The 17,805-nt window shown below is 59.0% G+C and carries 17 protein-coding genes and 1 pseudogene; 8 read left to right on the forward strand and 10 right to left on the reverse strand.

From position 1 onward, the window contains the following. Nucleotides 1-176: 176 nt before the first annotated feature. Both OUZ52_RS07545 and OUZ52_RS07550 read right to left on the reverse strand, forming a co-directional pair. Nucleotides 177-281 carry a hypothetical protein gene (locus OUZ52_RS07545; protein WP_266157772.1) on the reverse strand — a complete coding sequence of 35 codons (105 nt, stop codon included), beginning with the start codon at nt 279-281 and terminating at the stop codon, nt 177-179. A gap of 26 nt (nt 282-307) precedes the next feature. Further along, nucleotides 308-505, reverse strand: coding sequence for a hypothetical protein (locus OUZ52_RS07550; protein WP_266157773.1), 198 nt, complete (start codon nt 503-505; stop codon nt 308-310). Between the two features lie 475 nt (nt 506-980). Here OUZ52_RS07550 and OUZ52_RS07555 point away from each other — a divergent pair, with 475 nt between their 5' ends. Further along, nucleotides 981-1,496, forward strand: coding sequence for a hypothetical protein (locus tag OUZ52_RS07555; protein WP_266157774.1), 516 nt, complete (start codon nt 981-983; stop codon nt 1,494-1,496). Nucleotides 1,497-1,513: 17 nt separating this feature from the next. After that, nucleotides 1,514-2,938, forward strand: a complete 1,425-nt coding sequence (locus tag OUZ52_RS07560) for an XVIPCD domain-containing protein (protein ID WP_266157775.1) — start codon at nt 1,514-1,516, stop codon at nt 2,936-2,938. A 506-nt stretch (nt 2,939-3,444) separates the two neighbouring features. Here the strand turns inward: OUZ52_RS07560 and glmS are convergent. The 5 genes and pseudogenes from glmS to OUZ52_RS07585 form a co-directional block, all read right to left on the reverse strand. Further along, nucleotides 3,445-5,227, reverse strand: a pseudogene (gene glmS / locus OUZ52_RS07565) (glutamine--fructose-6-phosphate transaminase (isomerizing)). 133 nt (nt 5,228-5,360) lie between these two features. Further along, nucleotides 5,361-6,731 (reverse strand): pyridoxal-phosphate dependent enzyme, encoded by a 1,371-nt coding sequence (locus OUZ52_RS07570; RefSeq protein ID WP_266157776.1) that lies wholly within the window; start codon nt 6,729-6,731, stop codon nt 5,361-5,363. 189 nt (nt 6,732-6,920) lie between these two features. Next, nucleotides 6,921-7,148, reverse strand: coding sequence for an HP1242/YdcH family protein (locus tag OUZ52_RS07575; RefSeq protein WP_266157777.1), 228 nt, complete (start codon nt 7,146-7,148; stop codon nt 6,921-6,923). A 383-nt stretch (nt 7,149-7,531) separates the two neighbouring features. Continuing rightward, nucleotides 7,532-8,200, reverse strand: a complete 669-nt coding sequence (locus OUZ52_RS07580; RefSeq protein WP_266157778.1) for a hypothetical protein — start codon at nt 8,198-8,200, stop codon at nt 7,532-7,534. Then, a complete protein-coding gene (locus OUZ52_RS07585; protein WP_266157779.1) occupies nt 8,197-8,793 on the reverse strand; it encodes a DUF4398 domain-containing protein in 597 nt (198 codons plus the stop codon). Before OUZ52_RS07585 ends, OUZ52_RS07580 begins: the two co-directional genes overlap by 4 nt. Before the next feature lie 90 nt (nt 8,794-8,883). Here OUZ52_RS07585 and OUZ52_RS07590 point away from each other — a divergent pair, with 90 nt between their 5' ends. Continuing rightward, a complete protein-coding gene (locus tag OUZ52_RS07590) occupies nt 8,884-9,999 on the forward strand; it encodes a PilT/PilU family type 4a pilus ATPase (protein ID WP_266157780.1) in 1,116 nt (371 codons plus the stop codon). Between the two features lie 102 nt (nt 10,000-10,101). On the opposite strand, the gene maiA is transcribed toward OUZ52_RS07590, so the two are convergent. Continuing rightward, the gene (gene maiA / locus OUZ52_RS07595) at nt 10,102-10,764 is read right to left on the reverse strand and encodes a maleylacetoacetate isomerase (protein WP_266157781.1); all 663 of its coding nucleotides are present in this window, start codon (nt 10,762-10,764) and stop codon (nt 10,102-10,104) included. Between the two features lie 186 nt (nt 10,765-10,950). Here maiA and OUZ52_RS07600 point away from each other — a divergent pair, with 186 nt between their 5' ends. Next, entirely contained in the window at nt 10,951-12,114 is a 1,164-nt protein-coding gene (locus OUZ52_RS07600) for a phosphoglycerate kinase (protein WP_425493816.1), read from the forward strand. 11 nt (nt 12,115-12,125) lie between these two features. Continuing rightward, nucleotides 12,126-12,773, forward strand: coding sequence for an HAD hydrolase-like protein (locus OUZ52_RS07605; protein WP_266157783.1), 648 nt, complete (start codon nt 12,126-12,128; stop codon nt 12,771-12,773). A gap of 141 nt (nt 12,774-12,914) precedes the next feature. Here the strand turns inward: OUZ52_RS07605 and tkt are convergent, their stop codons facing one another. Next, complete coding sequence (tkt, locus tag OUZ52_RS07610) at nt 12,915-14,999, reverse strand: transketolase (RefSeq protein ID WP_425493815.1); 2,085 nt, start codon at nt 14,997-14,999, stop codon at nt 12,915-12,917. Between the two features lie 175 nt (nt 15,000-15,174). Here tkt and OUZ52_RS07615 point away from each other — a divergent pair, with 175 nt between their 5' ends. The 3 genes from OUZ52_RS07615 (at nt 15,175) to OUZ52_RS07625 (ending at nt 17,550) form a co-directional block, all read left to right on the forward strand. Next, the gene (locus OUZ52_RS07615; protein ID WP_266157785.1) at nt 15,175-15,903 is read left to right on the forward strand and encodes an outer membrane protein; all 729 of its coding nucleotides are present in this window, start codon (nt 15,175-15,177) and stop codon (nt 15,901-15,903) included. 210 nt (nt 15,904-16,113) lie between these two features. Beyond that, entirely contained in the window at nt 16,114-16,713 is a 600-nt protein-coding gene (locus tag OUZ52_RS07620) for a porin family protein (RefSeq protein ID WP_266157786.1), read from the forward strand. Nucleotides 16,714-16,956: 243 nt separating this feature from the next. Continuing rightward, the gene (locus tag OUZ52_RS07625; RefSeq protein ID WP_266157787.1) at nt 16,957-17,550 is read left to right on the forward strand and encodes a porin family protein; all 594 of its coding nucleotides are present in this window, start codon (nt 16,957-16,959) and stop codon (nt 17,548-17,550) included. Nucleotides 17,551-17,632: 82 nt separating this feature from the next. On the opposite strand, the gene OUZ52_RS07630 is transcribed toward OUZ52_RS07625, so the two are convergent. After that, nucleotides 17,633-17,805 (reverse strand): class I fructose-bisphosphate aldolase (locus tag OUZ52_RS07630; protein WP_266157789.1); only part of this gene is annotated, 173 nt, incomplete at its 5' end.

Genomic DNA, 17,805 nt, shown 5'->3' on the forward strand with positions numbered 1-17,805 from the left:
CCACAACACGGCTAACCCATTGATCCAAATGCGACCAGACAGTACGACAGAACGGTAAAGTTGTTACTTGGCGATAGACATTAGGCTTTCCCGGTCAAGGAATTGAGCCCTTACCTGGTCTCACTCGAGTTACCGGCCGACAGCATGAATGAGATGCACAGCGCCGTCTCGATCACTCAGAACAACGAGGTCAGCAGCTCATTGCCGGTGGCACGCAGCATGCACCCGTGAAAGGCGACATCGGCGACGGTCCAGGCATCGAAGTCCTCGGCCGCGACCATCGCCTGGTAAGCGGCTTCCGGTGCCGTCAGTTGCTCTGGGCCGCACTGGCGTGCGGCATCGCAGCGGCAGCCGATTCAACGATTTCGTGCATTTCCACCAGTCTGTCGATAAAACTGTCGGTGGGCGTGGGGGTGCGGCGCCAAGCCAGCACATCGGCGTCTAGCTGATCTCCGTGGATCTCCTCGCACGGCAGGCTCTTGCCCGTCTCGAGTTCGCTGCTCACAATCGACCGGCACAGCCCCTGAATCACCTGATGATGCAGCTTACGCGCGGCTTCGAGTTTCGCCGTTCGCTATCGCCTCTCAGGGCGGGGATTCGGGCACCGTCACAGGCCATTTGTCGTATAAATAACCCGTAGCTTTCTTTGTAATAGGTTGAATCAGAAGCCTCATCTGTTCTTTTGGCCAGCGTGCTTCGGGCTAGTGCGCAAGCCCGTTGGCGATATCATCGCCTGGAAGCACAGCGCCATAAGAAAGAGATAGAGTCAGCGGCCAGGGGATGACGATGTCCAGTACCCGCCGGTGATTGAAAATTCGAACAGTCGGTTCACTGAGGAGAACGCCTTGCCCACGCTATGGCGACGATCGGTATATCGCATTCATTTTTATTCGACCTTGCTGGCCCTCGGGGCGTCAGGCGCATGTGCGTCGACATTGGCCGTGGCCGGCACCATTTCAACGCTCGATAAGGAGACCAGGATGACTACGAGCGAGCATTCGGCAAGTCAGGGGCAGTCCACGCTTACCAGCAAAGACGCCTTGTCGCGCCTGCTGGAATTGATCCGTGGCATCCAAAGCGTCAATGACGTGACGCCCGAGTACATGGGCAAGGTGATGGGTACGAAAATCACCGTCGTCGATCCGGACAAGTATGGATTTGGACAATCGTTCTCCAAGGATTGGGCCGGTGGCATCCAGCGCTCGAAGCTTGTTTCCGGGGAAACGCAGCTCGACTTCAGCTTCACCAGCAAGCCAGGCGAGCAACCCTCGGCCGCCGAAGTCTGCGATCCGGATTTCGGTAAGTTCACCGCCGAACTCGAAGCCATGGGGTTGGCCCGCCAGTCGCATTATGGCGAACACGGACGCTGGCTTTATGACTACTTCGATGGGCGCAAGATGCATGTCGAAGTGCATGCCATGGAGGTGTCGCCGCAAGTGCAAGGCGACAACGGGGCGGCCGCCAAGGCCTGCGTAAAAATGGTGATTGTGAGCTAACCGAAGGGAGTCCGCAGATGCCGCTTACCCCAGAAGCCAAGGCCGTCGTCGACGCCTTTGGCACGCAGACCGGTGTCACGGCACCGCAGCTCGCTAATTTGCGGGCCACCCTGAACGGGTCGCCTGCACTGATCGACGAGATCAACACCGCCGTCAAAGACGGCCACCTCAAGCACATCGTGCCCTTGACCAATCCGCATGCGGGCGGCGAGTACGACCCAGTGACGCAATCGATGCGTTTACCGTTGAAGATGCTAAACAGCCCTGCCAGTGGCAGCTATAACACCGGCGAGGCGACGTTTATATTAGGCCATGAGTTGCAGCATGGCTTGAATCGAACGACGACAGGACGGGCGGTCACCGACTTCGGCAACGAACTGATCGCTATCGCCAGGTCACCGCAACACGATCACGACTACACGGTCCCGATCGGCAAATTCATCGCCAACTATCGCCGGGACGAAGCCGGTGCCGAAATTTCCGGTTGGAATGCCGTAGTGGGCGCGGTGAGCCAGGAGGCCGCCGCACATGGAAAAGCCGCGACGATCGAAGACGTCTACAAGAAAAATCCGGGCCATATGAGTAATTTTGTCGATGTGGACAACAGCAGCTTTCCGCCCAAATACACATTGAAACCCAATCTGGAGGTCAAACCGGACCTTTCGATGGAAGCCTCGGCGAAGAATCTCGAGGGCATGGGAAAGAATTATTTCGACAAGCCGCGTGGCGCACCCACCGGCCTGGGGCCTTCGGGCAATTCGGATTACCCCAACTACTACGGAGCCGTGGCGATCGGCAAGGCGGTTAAGTTCGAGCGGTTCTACAATCCGGCGACACCTGGCAAGACAGCGCCAGAATTCAGCATAAATATGGCCTCCCTGCATCTTTCCGCCAGGCAAGTGGCGGAAAACGGGCTGAATTTGGGCGCGAGCAAAGATGTCATGCCGTATCTGGACAAAAGCACGACGCCAGCGACGCCAGCGAATTTTCGCGATAGTTCGGTAACGCATACCTATTCCCCCATCACGCCGCTGGTGCCGCATACCCCCAGCCTCGATCAATCGACGCATCCCGATAACGCGCTTTATCGGCAAACGCTCGATGCGGTGCACAAAGTCGACGCACAGCATCACCGTACGCCGGATCAAAGCAGCGATAACCTCGCTGCCGCGCTGGTGGTGGCCGCGCGTCGTGATGGGCTCAGTCAGGTCAACCATGTGGTACTGAGCGACGACAAGTCGCAAGCGTTCGCAGTGCAGGGCGACCTGAATTCGCCATTCAAGCAGATGGCGCAAGTGCAAACCGCGCAAGCGGTCCAGGCGTCAGTGGCTCAAAGCAGTCAGGCCTGGCAGCAGGCGACGCAGGAAAAACCGCAGGCAGCACAGGCAATGCCGTTGCAACAGGATCCGTCACAGGCCCAGCCCGCACCGACAGTTCGCTAGCGCGAGCGCCCTCGAAGAGCCTTTCGTTTCATCATCGTGCTCGGCATCCCAGGCGGATGCCGAGCACGATGTGTCTGTCAAACGGCCGGTCGTCCGTCGTCGCCCAGTACGACGCAACTGTGTAAGCAGACGCAGGCGCTTTCCAAGATCGTCCATGCTTATCACCAGAACGTTCTTTAAGCGTCGCAGCCAAGTGCTCCACGAAGCCCGGGGGGTTCCCTTGAAGCACTAGCCACCGCGATCCAAACCTCAAACCTGTAAGCCAGCCTTCTTCAGGCCGGAAAGCATCGCCTTACAGTCGACGGTTAGCTCCGCTTGTCTCAAGCGTTGACCTGCCATCCGTGGGAGTTAATCGTCAAGGCGGACCTTTCTCATCCTTTGACCGCACGCGACATCCATCTCTTTGACTACCTCCCAACACACCGATCCGCTCGACGATCACAGCAGGCAAGCCTGGGAAAGAACTTTATTACCGCTCGACATGGTTGACTAAACAGATCGAACGTCTACTCCACCGTCACCGACTTGGCCAGATTGCGCGGCTGGTCTACGTCGGTACCGCGTAGCACGGCTACGTGATAGGCGAGCAATTGCAGCGGCACGGTGAATACCGCTGGAGCGATAAAATCGCCACCACCGTCGATGCGCAGGATGGAACCATGCGCAATATTGTCCTCAAGGCAGGCTGTGCCATCGGCAAACACCAGCAGCTCCCCACCTCGCGCGCGAACTTCCTGCAGGTTGGATTTGAGCTTGTCCAGCAAGGGCCCATTCGGTGCCACCGCGATCACGGGCATGTCCTCATCGACCAAGGCCAGTGGGCCATGTTTCAGCTCGCCGGCAGGATAAGCTTCGGCGTGGATGTATGAAATTTCCTTGAGCTTGAGCGAGCCTTCCAGCGCTACCGGATACTGCGCCCCACGGCCAAGAAAAAGCGCATGCTGGCGATGCATTCTCGATCGCGCGCGGCAAATGCTGCAGCTGGGCACAGAGATCGCTATAACGAGCATCGTCCAGGCCACGTTGACGCGCCAATTGAAGGGTTAGCAATGCCAGCGCGGTGAGTTGGGTGGTAAAAGCCTTGGTCGATGCCACGCCAATTTCGGGGCCTGCGCGCGTCATCAATTTGAGGTCTGCCTCACGTACCGCTGAAGATTCAGGCACGTTGCAGATCGCCAGCGTGCCAAGGTAGCCGCGGCGGCGTGATTCGCGCATGGCCGCCAAGGTGTCGGCGGTTTCACCGGATTGCGAGATGGCAATGAACAAGGTGTCGTCCGGCACCACCGCTTCGCGATAACGATATTCACTGGCGACTTCCACGCTCACCGGCAGGCGCGCGTATTCTTCTATCCAGTATTTTGCGACCAAGCCTGCGTGATAGCTGGTGCCGCAGGCAATGATGTGCAAGCCGCGCACACGCTTTAGCAAGGCCTCGCCATCGACACCGAAGATATTCGGCAATACGCCCTGCGGGCCGATACGCGCTTCCAGCGTATCCGCCACGGCGCGTGGTTGCTCGAAGATTTCTTTCTGCATGTAATGGCGGTATTCGCCACGTTCTACGGCATCGGCAGACAGCTCACTTTCATGCACGGTGCGATCCACCGGTTGGCCATCGAGGCCGAAGACCTGCATCGAGTCGCGCGTGATATCCGCCACATCATCCTCGTCGAGATAGACGATTTTGTTGGTGATCTTTATCAACGCTTGTGCATCGGAGCCGAGGAAATGCTCGCCGATGCCAACGCCGATCAGCAGCGGGGCGCCGCGGCGTGCGCCGACCACCCGACCTGGTTCATCGCGGCTGATCACAGCAATGGCGTAAGCGCCTTCTAACGCACGTACTGTATTTAATACGGCTTCACGCAAGCCGTGGCCTTTACCGATCTGCTCTTCGATCAAGGCAGCCATCACTTCGGTATCGGTCTCTGAAGTGAATACGTGGCCGCGAGCCTGCAATTCGCTGCGCAGGCTCGCGTAGTTTTCGATGATGCCGTTGTGTACCAGGGCTACGCGGCCGGCGATATGAGGATGGGCATTCGCTTCGCTGGGCGCGCCATGAGTGGCCCAACGCGTATGTGCGATGCCGGTGCCGCCGGGAAACGGTTCAGCCAGATACAGCGACTCCATCTCACGGACTTTGCCTTTGGCACGTACCCGGCGGATCTCGCCCGCTTCCAATACCGCCAGACCGGCTGAGTCGTAGCCTCGATATTCAAGAGCTTTGAGACCGGCGATCAACAAAGGCGCTACATCACGTTGGGCGGCGGCAGCAACAATTCCACACATGGGCAGTTTCTCTTGATGATGACGGAGCTACGCGCCCCATAACGAAGCCGCCACTTTCGTGGCGGTCCATTTCAATAGACTTTCGTGCGCTAGCCCTATCGCCAGATATGCGCGATGATCGACGTATCGGCGCTTAGTGCACCTTGCGGCGTAGATAGTTCAGCAGGTCAATGCGGGTGATAAGGCCGAGGAATTGCTCGCCATCGACCACAATGGCTACGTGCCCTTGTTCGAACACCGGCAACAGCGACTCGATCGGCGATCGCATATCGAGCATTTGCAGATTGCTGATCATCGCGGTGGCTACGTTGTCGCGAAAACGAGCTTCGTTGGCATGCACGTGCATCAGCACGTCCGACTCGTCCAGAATGCCTACCAGACGGCTACCGTCCATTACCGGTAACTGAGATACGTCATACAACTTCATCCGTGTATAAGCCGTCATCAGCAGCTCATTCGGGCCAATCACCACGGTGTCGCGCTGAGCAAACGGACGCAGCAGCAGATCGCGCAAATCGCCATGCTGGTCACGCTCGATAAAGCCGTTATCGAGCATCCAGTAGTCGTTATACATCTTCGACAGGTACTTGTTGCCGGTATCGCAGACCAGGGTTACCACTCGCTTGGCGCTGGTTTGTTCTCGGCAGTATTTCAATGTGGCAGCCAGCAAAGTGCCGGTGGATGAGCCGCCAAGAATGCCTTCTTTCGCCAGTAGCTCACGCGCAGCGAGAAAGCTTTCTTTATCCGAGATCGCATACGCCTTCTTCACCCGGGTGAAGTCGCTGATCGTCGGCAGAAAATCCTCGCCGATACCTTCGACCATCCAGCTGCCGGTCTTGGCCGAAAGCACACCTTCGTTGATGTACTGGGTAAGTATGGAGCCCACCGGATCAGCCAGCACAATGTCGGTATGCGGCGAGGCTTCGGCAAAATACTGTGACAAGCCGGTCATGGTGCCTGAGGAACCACAGCCGACCACAATAGCGTCGACCTTGCCGTCCATCTGCTCCAGAATTTCTGGGCCGGTGCTGGCGATGTGTGCGGCAGGGTTGTCCGGGTTGCCGAACTGGTTGATGAAGTACGCACCGGGCGTTTCACGCGCCAGCCGCTCAGCCATATCCTGGTAATACTCGGGATGGCCTTTGGCGACATCCGAACGAGTCAATACCACTTCAGCGCCCATGGCCTTGAGATTGAAGATCTTCTCGCGGCTCATTTTGTCGGGCACCACCAGAATCAACCGGTAGCCCTTTTGCTGCGCCACCAACGCAAGACCCAGGCCAGTATTACCGGCGGTGCCTTCGACCAGGGTCGCACCGGGCTTGATTTTTCCTGCGCGCTCGGCGCCCTCGATCATCGATAAGCCAATACGGTCTTTGATCGAACCGCCGGGGTTGGAACTTTCCAATTTGAGAAACAGTTCACACGACCCCGCATCCAGGCGCTGCGCACGCACCATCGGGGTATTTCCGATCAGTTCAAGGACACTTTGGTGGACCGTCATGAGAACTCCATGGCAAACAGTGACCGGCGTTCTACAGCTCATGCCGGCGGGTAGGCCCGCATGATAACCGAGGCTCTGTTGCAGGACTTCCCCGACGAAAGCATCCCTATCGCCAAAACGAAACGGCCCCGGTTGCGCTCCATGGTTAGGAGGCCCGGGGCCGATGCTCATGTGAAAACGGGCAGGTTTTCAGTTGGTACGGTGCTTACGGCCTTCCCACATCCGTTGTAATCGCTCCTTGGCGTGGAGCTTCTCCTTTTTCATGCCGACCAAGGTGACATCATCGATGGGTAGTACACCAATTTCGGCGTCGTGCACCTTACTGTCGAGCTCTTTGTGATGCTGGTATAGCCGACGAAATTCGGCGTCAGCTTTCATCAAGGCTTCGACATCATCACGCTGCTGGTTTTCGAACATGATCCGACCTCCTCGTAAATAGATGGCGAGCGCGGGATCGGTGCGCTCGCAAACGGCAGGAAGCATGCACCCGGCACTGCGCGGGTAATCAACGCCACATGCAGGCAATGCATGTTTGAGGCGTGGCTGGAGGGGTGGGATTTGGGCAGGCGCATGCTTCAGGTCAGTAACCCATGGCGCTGAGGTGCCCCATGGGACTTCGACCCTACTCCGCGTATCGAGGCCATGCAAGCGCCAGAAGCAAAAGCCGGAATCTTGCTCAAAGAATTAAAAAAGCCTGCTAAAACAGGCTTTTGCGTAACATAAAAAGCAGCCAGGGCCGGCCCTCATACGGGCCGGCATATCTGCAGCAACTCGCCCATTACCCATGGACGAGCCAGTGGTTAGTTGCCCTGAGTTTTCTTCTTTTTCTTCGGCGGTGGCGCGCTGCTGTCATCGCTGGTGCTGGTGCTGTCGCCGCCTTGCACCTGTGAGCGCAATGCCCTCGCTGCCTGCGCGGCCAGCTCGGCCTCACGCTTGGCCGCGTTCGCCACCTTGCTCTGCGCAGCGGCCAACTTACGTGCCTGATCCGCCTCGTTGCGTGCTTGATCGGCAGCTTGTGAAGCCTCCTGTCCCTGCTGTTGCAGGCGTGCGGCCTCTTCCTGCATCAGCTGGTACTGCATACGCTGGCGTTCCAACTCACGGCGGGCTGCCTCGGCATCGCGCTGGCTACCTTCAAGCACGATCTGGTCATGCTCCCGATCAAGCTGAGTCAGTTTGAGCTGGGTGACCTGGAACTGGGCCGAGGCCCGGGCCAGGTCGACCTGCCGTTCGGCCAAATACAGCGCGTGTGCCCGGTCACGGGAGCGCGCCTGAGCCAGGCGACTGATGGCGTCGCGAGCACGCGCCTGCTCGGCCTGGGCATAGGCGCCAAGGCTAGGGTCGTTGGCGAGTTGATCAAGATTTCGGCTTAAACGGCTGACATCAAGATCATCTTTGGCGGCGTGGACGGCGGCACTGGCCGCAAAGCCCAGAACCAGTCCGGCTAACGCGGTGGCAAGTCGTTTTTTCATGGCTGGCCTCCCTGCCGGGTCGGTTGCTGTTGGTCGGAATTTTGCTGGCTGGGGTCTGGCAAGGTCTGGAAACCCTGGCCTTGTTGCATCGGCGCCGACAGATCCGAAGCCGCTGGGGCAGGCATGTCCTGGGTCTGCACCGGCTGCCTGCCGGGGGTACCCGGCACCGAGCTCTGGTTGTCGTCATTGCTATGCGCCCGATCCAGCTGATCGCGCAGACGACTGTTGTCTTCGCTCTTTGCCTGCACCTGCGCGCGCGCCGCGCCCAGACGGGCCTTGGCGCGAGCCAGCTCGGCGTCGGCACGAGCCTCATCGGCCAGGTTGGCGGCGTCCTCGTATTTGCGGTTGGCCATGGCAGCCTGAGCTAGCTGAAACCGGTTCTGCGCCATGCCGAGATCCACCGGCGCGTAGTCCGCGGCGCCGGCATCACGTGCCGCGCGCAGCTGCAACTGGGCCTGATTCATGGCCCCGTCCGGCGGTGGCACGCTGGCGCAGCCGCTAAGCATGGCCAGCATCGAGGCCAGAGCCAGGGTGGAAACCGTCGATCGAACGCGGTTAGCGCGTTTCTTCAACGGGGAAAAGATGTGGATCATCACTCATTCCTCTCGGAGTGTCGCAGCGTATGGTGGGCGGGCATAATCGGCGATTGTAACGCGCACCAAAATAATTTCAGGGGGACACGAGTGGACATTGGTTATTTCCTCAAGCTTATGGTGGACAAGGGTGCGTCAGATATGTTCCTGACGACCGGCGCCCCTGTGAACATCAAGGTCGAGGGCAAGCTGTACCCGCTGGGCAATACCGGCCTGCCCAGCGGCATGGTCAAGAAAATTGCCTATTCGCTGATGGACGAGGGCCAGGTACCGCAATTCGAGCGTGATTTAGAGCTGAACATGGCATTGGCCGTGAAAGAGGCTGGCCGCTTCCGCATCAATGTCTTCAAGCAGCGCGGTGAAGTAGGCATGGTGATTCGCGCCATCAAAAGCGAAATCCCCAGCATCGATCAGCTGCAGCTCCCAGGCATCTTCCGCGACCTTATCATGGAGCCACGCGGGCTGATCCTGGTGGTAGGCGCCACCGGCTCGGGCAAGTCCACCACGCTGGCGGCGATGATCGATCACCGCAACCAGAATTCATCCGGCCACATCCTGACCATCGAGGATCCGATCGAGTACCTCCATCGGCACAAGAAGTCGATCGTCAACCAACGTGAAGTCGGCCTCGATACCCACACGTATCACGAGGCGCTGAAGAACGCGATGCGTGAAGCGCCCGACGTCATCATGATTGGCGAAATCCGCGATACCGACACCATGGAAGCGGCAATCTCTTTCTCGGAAACCGGTCACCTGTGCCTGGCTACCTTGCACTCCAACAACGCCGACCAGACCCTGGAGCGCATTCTTAACTTCTTCCCGGAGTCGGCGCACAAGAACGTGCTGATGAATCTGGCGCTCAACTTGCGCGCCGTGATCAGCCAGCGCCTGGTCAGTGGCAAGGACGGCCGCCGCATCCCCGCTGCCGAGGTGTTGCTGAATACCCCGCTGATCCGCGACATGATCCGCCGCGGCCAGATTCACGAGGTGAAGGAAGCCATGGACCGTAGCCTGCAAGAGGGCATGCAGACCTTCGATCAATCGCTATACCGCCTGTACAAGGAAGGTCGCGTCGAATTGGACGAAGCGCTTAACAAGGCCGACTCGCGCGACGGATTGGCGCTGAAGGTGCGCCTGTCTGAAGGTGGCGGCAGCGACAGCCGCGAACTGGTGGGCAATGACCCTTATGGCTTAGGGTTCTAAGGTCCGCAGCTCTACAGCCTGGCGTTCCATGCCCTTCAGCGACGCCACTTGAAACGCCCTCCCTCTAACAAAGCGAGGGCGTTTTTATAAGTACCGGCAGGCTTATGCTGGAGGAGCATCCGGCTGCATCTCTGGCGCCGCATGCTGAAAGGCTTCCAATGGCTGACAGGCCTCGTAAATGCGCCGAATGGTCGGGTATGCGTCCAGTGGAAGCTTCCAGCGCAAAGCGTTGTAAAACTGCGGCACCAGGCAGGCATCGGCCAGTCCTGGTGTATCGCCATGACAGAACCGCCCCGTCGCCGCACTACCGGCCAAGCCCGCCTCAAGGGCATGGAAGCCAACGGCTATCCAATGCCGCGACCATTCGCCACGAGCCGCCTCATCGGCACCAAGCTGCGATTCGAGGTATTGCAGCACCCGCAAATTGCCCAGCGGGTGGACGTCGCAAGCCAAGATCAACGCCAAACCCCGCACCCGCGCGCGCCCAACCGCGTCAGTAGGCAACAGTGCTGGCGTCGGCCGGGTTTCGTCCAGGTACTCCATGATCGCCATCGACTGGGTAATGGTTTGCCCAGCATCGGTGAGCGAGGGGATCAACTCCAGCGGATTGACTGCCTGGTAAGCCGCCGCGTGCTGCTCGCCGCCGTCTCGCAACAAATGCACCGGCCGTGTCTCGTAGGCTAACCCCTTGAGATTCAAAGCAATACGCACGCGATAGGCCGCACTTGAGCGCCAATAGCTATATAACGCCAGATCCGATGCCATAACTAACCCTTGTGTCATGAGGCCGGGATAGGAACCCGAATGATCCAACCAGCATAGACAGGCGGCGTGCGGTTTGCATCGCCGTCCGACGGGCGGGACAATAGTCGATTGCCGCCTTCTCTTGGCGGTCTATCTGCTATTCGTGGCCGTATGGCCCAGGGAGTGCCTTTCGTGTCCGTTATCCGCATGAACGATCTGGATCTGCGCAGCAAGCGCGTATTGATTCGCGAAGACCTGAACGTACCGATCGAGAACGGCCGAATCACCTCCACGCAACGCCTCGACGCTGCCCTGCCCACCATCAAGGCCGCACGTGACGCCGGCGCCAAAGTCATGGTGCTGTCGCATTTGGGCCGCCCCAAAGAGGGTCAGTTCGACGCCGAGTCATCGCTGGCACCGGTCGCTCATTGGCTAGGCGAAAAACTCGGCAAGCCAGTGCGCCTGGTCGCCGACTATCTTGATGGCGTCGAGGTCGCCGAAGGTGAAGTCGTCGTACTGGAAAACTGCCGCATGAATGTCGGCGAAGGCAAAGATAACGAGGTGCTGGCAAAGAAATACGCCGCCCTCTGCGATGTCTTCGTGATGGACGCCTTTGGTACCGCGCACCGCGCACAGGCATCGACCCATGGCGTGATCAAGTTCGCCCCGATCGCCGCAGCCGGCCCGCTGCTATCGGCCGAACTGGATGCGCTAGGCAAGGCATTGGAGCAACCTGCCCATCCGTTACTGGCCATCGTCGCCGGCTCCAAGGTGTCGACCAAGCTAACCCTGCTCGACAACCTCATCGGCAAGGTCGATCAGCTCATCGTCGGTGGCGGCATTGCCAACACCTTTATTGCCGCGGCCGGTCATTCCGTCGGCAATTCGCTGTACGAGCCGGACCTCATCGACGCAGCCAAGAAAGTGCTGACTGATGCCAAGCGTCGCGGCGCTGCGGTACCTATGCCGGTCGATGTCGTCGTGGCGCCGGAGTTCTCCGCCCATGCCGCCGCTACCGTCAAACCGGTGGACCAGGTCAAGGACGGTGAGCTGATCCTGGATATCGGGCCGGAAACCGCCAAGCTTTATGCAGAGCTGATCGCCAAAGCCGGCACGGTGGTGTGGAATGGTCCGGTGGGTGTGTTTGAGTTCGATGCGTTCGGCAAGGGCACCGAAGTATTGGCGCATGCCGTCGCCAACTCCAAGGCGTTCTCCATCGCCGGTGGCGGTGACACCCTCGCCGCCGTGGATAAATACGGCATTGCCGACCAGGTTTCTTATATCTCCACCGGCGGCGGTGCTTTCCTCGAATTCCTCGAAGGCAAAGAGCTGCCGGCCGTGGCCGCACTCAGGGCCCGCGCTGCGAAGTGAGCCCGGCACCGATGCTTTACCTGTTCGACCTCGACGGAACATTGATTGATTCCGAACACGGCATTCTCGCCTGTGTGAAGCATGCTCTGGTGCAGTTGCAGGCACCTGTTCCAGAGCCTTCGGTATTGCGCGGCTGGATCGGCCCACCGTTGCGAGCCAGCTTCGCACCGTTGCTGAATCACGATTCGGAGCGAATCGAGGCGGCGGTACAGCACTATCACGAACGCTTTCATACCGACGGTTGGCGTGAACACACCATTTATCCGGGTATCGAAGCGGCTGTCAGACGGCTGCATGCTGCAGGCCATCAGCTAGCTATTGTCACCAGTAAGCCGCAACGGCATGCCGCCCCGATTATTGAGGCCTTGCCATTTGGTCATCTATTCACACGCATGTATGGCCCAAGCCCGGATAGCGCACATAGCGAAAAGGCCAGCATGATCGCCGACGCATTGGCCGACTTCGGCGCGAGCCCGGCACAGACCGTCATGATTGGCGACCGCTGCTTTGATATCGAAGGCGCCGTGGCCAATAACGTCGCCGGCATTGGTGTGCTGTGGGGTTTCGGCAGCCTCGCCGAATTGCAGCAGGCCGGCGCTACATCCATCGCTGCTACGCCGGACGCATTGGCCAGCTTGTTGATGGCTGGCGATCTGTAACCACCGCCATCGATGTATTGAACAAACCGGATGCGATAGAAGCCATCGCGCCACGTACCACGCTGCATCCGGCAGCTACTTCGACAGAAAAACCCTATGAATACCCGCCCTCTCCCAGGAAGGGGAGAGGGCGTCAGTGCATTAACCGATAACGCGCTTGGCCGCGTCGATCACGTGAGCCACCGTAATACCGAAGTGCTCATATAGCTGCGGCGCTGGCGCAGAGGCGCCGAACGAGCTCATGCCGACCACCTCGCCATCCAGTCCGACATACTTGCACCAGAAGTCAACCGTCGCCGCCTCGACTGCCACGCGCGCACGGCACCAGCCGGGCAAGACGCCTTCGCGGTATTCGAGTGGCTGCGCATCAAATACTTCGGTGCACGGCATCGACACCACGCGCACCGGCACACCTTGCTGGGCTAGCGCGCGCGAGGCCTCCATCGCCAACTCCACCTCTGAGCCGGTAGCGATCAAGATCGCCTTGAACTGGGTATCCAGCGGATCGGACAGTACATAAGCACCACGTGCGATGTCGGCCACTTGCTGCTCGCTACGCTGCTGATGCTTAAGGTTCTGACGCGAGAAAACCAGGCATGCCGGAGCCCCCTTGCGCTCGATCGCCAGTTTCCACGACATCGCCGACTCCACCGCATCGCAGGGGCGCCACACCTGGTTATTCGGGATGTAACGCAGCGACGCCAGATGCTCCACCGGCTGATGGGTCGGGCCGTCTTCGCCCAAGCCAATCGAATCGTGGGTATAGACATGAATCGCATGAGCAGGAATCAAGGCGCTCATACGCACGGCATTGCGCGCGTAATCGGAGAACACCAGGAAGGTCGCATCGTACGGAATGAAACCACCATGCAAGGCCAGGCCATTGGCGATGGCGCTCATACCGAATTCGCGCACACCGTAGTGAACATAGTTGCCCTTGCCATCGCTGCTATTACCGACAGCGGCATCGAGACTGCCCTTCCACTTGGTCAGATTCGAACCGGCCAAGTCTGCCGAGCCACCGATCAGCTCCGGCAATAGCGGGCCGAATGCATCCAGTGCCATCTGGGATGCCTTACGCGAAGCAACCTCAGGGCCTTCCGCCTGCATTTTGGCGACATAAGCCTGCGACTTTTCAGCCCAATCAGCCGGTAACTGAGCTGCCAGGCGACGCTTGAATTCAGCCGCCAACTCCGGATGAGCAGAGGCATAGGCAGCAAACGCTTGGTTCCATGCCTGTTCGCGCGCGGCGCCAGCCTGCTTCGCATCCCAACCGCTGTAGATCTCGGCGGGAATTTCGAACGGCGCAAACGACCAGCCCAACTGCTCGCGCGCCGCGGCGATTTCGTCTTTGCCAAGCGGGGCACCATGGCTCTCTTCTTTGCCCTGCTTGTGCGGCGCACCGAAGCCAATAATGGTCTTGGCGCAGATCAGGGTCGGTTTATCGCCTTGCGTGGTGGCCTGAGTCAGCGCTTTCTTCACTGCCTCGGGATCATGGCCATCGACACCGCGAATCACATGCCAGCCGTAGGCTTCGAAACGGGCCGGCGTGTTGTCGGTGAACCAGCCATGCACCTCACCGTCGATCGAGATGCCGTTGTCGTCGTAAATCGCCACCAGCTTGCCCAGCTGCCAGGTGCCGGCCAGCGAAGCGACTTCATGCGAAATGCCTTCCATCAAGCAGCCATCGCCGAGAAAGACATAGGTGTGGTGCCCGACGATGTCATGCCCGGGACGATTGAAATGGGCGGCTAAAACCTTTTCCGCCAGAGCGAAACCCACCGCATTGGCCAAACCCTGGCCCAACGGACCGGTGGTGGTCTCCACTCCCGGAGTTTCGCTGGCTTCCGGGTGGCCGGCGGTTTTCGAATGCAGCTGACGGAAGCGCTTGAGCTGATCCATCGGCAAGTCGTAACCCGCCAAATGCAGCAAGGCATATTGCAGCATCGAGCCGTGGCCGTTGGAGAGCACGAAACGATCGCGGTTGAACCACTTTGGATTGACCGGGTTATGGCTGAGGAAATCGTTCCACAGCACTTCGGCGATATCGGCCATACCCATAGGCATGCCAGGGTGGCCCGATTTAGCCGCCTCAACGGCATCCATAGCGAGGGCGCGGACAGCGTTGGCGAGTTCGCGACGGGTGGTCTTCAAGGGGATTCTCCGGAGGGAAGGCAGCGGCGAAAAAGCGTCATTGTCGCCGATCGGCTGAAATCTGTCGCCCATATCGTTTGTTAACGCCATTAACGTCTGCTTAATTTTATAGCCATCGAATCGGAAACCCTTCAGGCACCGCCCCCTCTAATGGTCTGGCGCTGCAACCCCCTTGTAGCCCATCAACCCGCGGTCACCTCCCCAAGCAACCGCGGACTGGACCTAGAAAGATAAGAGGAGTTTCCCCATGAAGAAGACCTTGTTCGCTTTGGCGTTCGCCGCCACCAGCTTCATCGTTCTGCCTGCCTTCGCTCAGAACGCCCCCTCATCGTCCGATGGCAACTACCAGGCGGGTCAGCCGGTCGGTAGCGGAAACTGGTTTATCGATGCCAACGTCGGCCGCACCAATAGCAACGGTAATGGCGGTTTCGGCAGCAGCGCCGGTAATTTCAACCCATTGCGCGGCGATCGCGGTCGCCGCACCGGCTATGGCCTGACCGGCGGCTACCGCTGGAAAGTGGGCCAGGACGTCGGCGTGGGCCTGGAAGCGGGCTATACCGATCTAGGCAATTTTCGCGTCAAGAACGTCTTTAACTCAGGCAATGTCAACCAACGCGAAACCACCAACGCCTTGCGTGGCTGGCTGGTTGGCGCCAATGGTCGCGTCAATCTGACACCGCAGTGGTACATCGGCGCACGCGGCGGCTACTTTCACGCCAACGACAACAGCAATAACTACAACAACAGCCTGGGCCAGAATCTTGGCCTGTCCAGCGGTGGCAATTCAGGCCGCGGCGGCTGGTACGCCGGCATCGGCAGTGGCTGGGACATCAACCAGCATTTTGGTATCGGCCTGCACTACGACTACTTCCATGCCAGCACCGGCACCATCAAGAACACGGTGAGCGGCGCGGAGTCGCCAGACCTCAAGCGCTCCACCGGCATCATCTCACTGACCGGTGAGTACCGCTTCTAAGTCGTATGTTGACTTGAACGATCGACGGGCTCCTCAGGGAGCCCGTTTTTCTTAATACATTCTTAATAATGAACTTGATGGTATTGAAATCAAGAACGGCCGCCTTAATCTACTGGTCAGCACTGCCACCGAGCAGGCGCACAGCCGCGAACCAGCCGAACCCCCGGTGAAACGCGGACTGGACCTAAAAAGATTAAAGAGGAATCCCCCATGAAAAAGACACTTTTTGCTATTGCCCTCGCAACTGCCGGCTTGATGGCCATCCCCGCCGCTTTCGCCCAGGATGCAAGCCACACTGCTCAGCAAGGTTGGTATGTCGGAGCGAACGCTGGTTACGGTGAAGTAAGCAAGGGTCCCTATGACGACGGCGATTTTGCCGGTGGCATCAAGGGCGGTTACCGTTTTGCCATTAACCCGGAAACCTCGCTGGCTGCCGAAGTGGGCTACCAGTACCTGGGCCGAGTGGACATGAGCAACGCCAGCACCTACGGCAGCCTGTACCCGAGCAACGGCAAGTCCAAACTGCAAGGTGCTACGGCAGGCCTGGCGCTGCGCTACAACCTCACCCCGAGTTGGTATGGCGAACTGCGCGGCGGTGCTTTCTTCGCCAAGGGTCAGGGCCTGAGCAACGACACCATCCCCACCTTCCGTCGCTTTAACAGCACTAACTACTACGCCGGTGCTGGCGTTGGCTACAACATCACTCCGCAGTGGAGCCTGGGTCTGAACTACGACCGTTACCAGGGCAGCGGTAAGGGTGTTCAGCTGGACACCGACAACTACAGCGTCAGCGCGGAATATCGCTTCTGATCGCCAAGACCGTCACAGCGGTCAACTAAACGGGTGCTTCGGCACCCGTTTTTTTATGAAAAAGCCATTGATTTGCCATAAAAATTAACTTGCACTTAATTGTGTACTAGCAAGTATTGAATCTTTCCAGGACTGCCCTATCTCAGTGCCAGTGCTCGCCGGACCACAGAGTTCGGCAGCCTGCGGCGTCACGCCTTCCCCACCCGGCCCGACGACCGTCCTTGCCATAACAGGAGACTCTCCATGAAAAAGACACTGCTTGCCCTCGCCCTTGCTGCCGCCGCCCTGGTTACGGTCCCTGCCGCTTTTGCGCAGAACGCATCGTCAGACAATAGCGGTTGGTTCCTCAACGGTAACGTAGGCCGCACCTCGATCAACAAAGGCCCTTATGACGGCCATGACACCGGCTATGCCATCAACGGTGGTTATCGCTGGTCACTGGCCCCCAACTTCGCGCTGGGTGCCGAGGTGGGCTACAACGATCTGGGCAATATCCACGCCAAGAACATCTTCAACAGCAATAACGTGATCGATAAGGGCAAGTCGCAACTGCATGGCTGGACTGCCGGCGCCAATGCCCGCTTCGATATCGATCCGAGCTGGTACGTGAGTGCTCGTGGTGGCGTCTATAGCTGGAAAGGCCATGGCCTGAGCAACGATGCCGATCCGATCCGCAAAGGCCTGGACAACACCAGCTGGTATGCCGGCGCGGGCTTCGGCTACAACCTGACGAGCAAGATGAGCGTCGGCCTCAACTACGACTATTTCAACGCCAAGAAGCATCAGGTCGACCTGAGCACCGATATGGTTTCCGTCAGTGCCGAATATCGCTTCTGAAATCCATCGTGAGCAACAACGAGAAAGGGCGCCCTGAAGGCGCCCTTTCTGCTTTCAAACCTTTAAAGGTTCGAGCTGACGCTTAACCTTTCCACTGACCCAGCGCAGCCAGGCCATTGTCCTTGGCGCGGGCAGCGACTGTTTTCTGGGCAGCGGCGTAGTTAGCCTTCATGTCTTTGGCCCACAGCTTCAATGCAGCCTGCTGCATGGCACGACCGTAGGAGAAACTCAGCGGCCACGGGTGCGGACCCATGC

Origin of the sequence: Dyella silvatica, assembly GCF_026283955.1 — a bacterium.
Lineage (GTDB): Bacteria > Pseudomonadota > Gammaproteobacteria > Xanthomonadales > Rhodanobacteraceae > Dyella_C > Dyella_C silvatica.

Bases quoted from the DNA above. Each gene is read 5' to 3' on its own strand.
- OUZ52_RS07545 (WP_266157772.1), bottom strand. From the start codon at position 281: ATGGTCGCGGCCGAGGACTTCGATGCCTGGACCGTCGCCGATGTCGCC.
- OUZ52_RS07555 (WP_266157774.1), top strand. From the start codon at position 981: ATGACTACGAGCGAGCATTCGGCAAGTCAGGGGCAGTCCACGCTTACC.
- OUZ52_RS07560 (WP_266157775.1), top strand. From the start codon at position 1,514: ATGCCGCTTACCCCAGAAGCCAAGGCCGTCGTCGACGCCTTTGGCACG.
- OUZ52_RS07570 (WP_266157776.1), bottom strand. From the start codon at position 6,731: ATGACGGTCCACCAAAGTGTCCTTGAACTGATCGGAAATACCCCGATG.
- OUZ52_RS07575 (WP_266157777.1), bottom strand. From the start codon at position 7,148: ATGTTCGAAAACCAGCAGCGTGATGATGTCGAAGCCTTGATGAAAGCT.
- OUZ52_RS07580 (WP_266157778.1), bottom strand. From the start codon at position 8,200: ATGAAAAAACGACTTGCCACCGCGTTAGCCGGACTGGTTCTGGGCTTT.
- OUZ52_RS07585 (WP_266157779.1), bottom strand. From the start codon at position 8,793: ATGATCCACATCTTTTCCCCGTTGAAGAAACGCGCTAACCGCGTTCGA.
- maiA (WP_266157781.1), bottom strand. From the start codon at position 10,764: ATGGCATCGGATCTGGCGTTATATAGCTATTGGCGCTCAAGTGCGGCC.
- OUZ52_RS07600 (WP_425493816.1), top strand. From the start codon at position 10,951: ATGAACGATCTGGATCTGCGCAGCAAGCGCGTATTGATTCGCGAAGAC.
- OUZ52_RS07605 (WP_266157783.1), top strand. From the start codon at position 12,126: ATGCTTTACCTGTTCGACCTCGACGGAACATTGATTGATTCCGAACAC.
- tkt (WP_425493815.1), bottom strand. From the start codon at position 14,999: ATGGGCGACAGATTTCAGCCGATCGGCGACAATGACGCTTTTTCGCCG.
- OUZ52_RS07615 (WP_266157785.1), top strand. From the start codon at position 15,175: ATGAAGAAGACCTTGTTCGCTTTGGCGTTCGCCGCCACCAGCTTCATC.
- OUZ52_RS07620 (WP_266157786.1), top strand. From the start codon at position 16,114: ATGAAAAAGACACTTTTTGCTATTGCCCTCGCAACTGCCGGCTTGATG.
- OUZ52_RS07625 (WP_266157787.1), top strand. From the start codon at position 16,957: ATGAAAAAGACACTGCTTGCCCTCGCCCTTGCTGCCGCCGCCCTGGTT.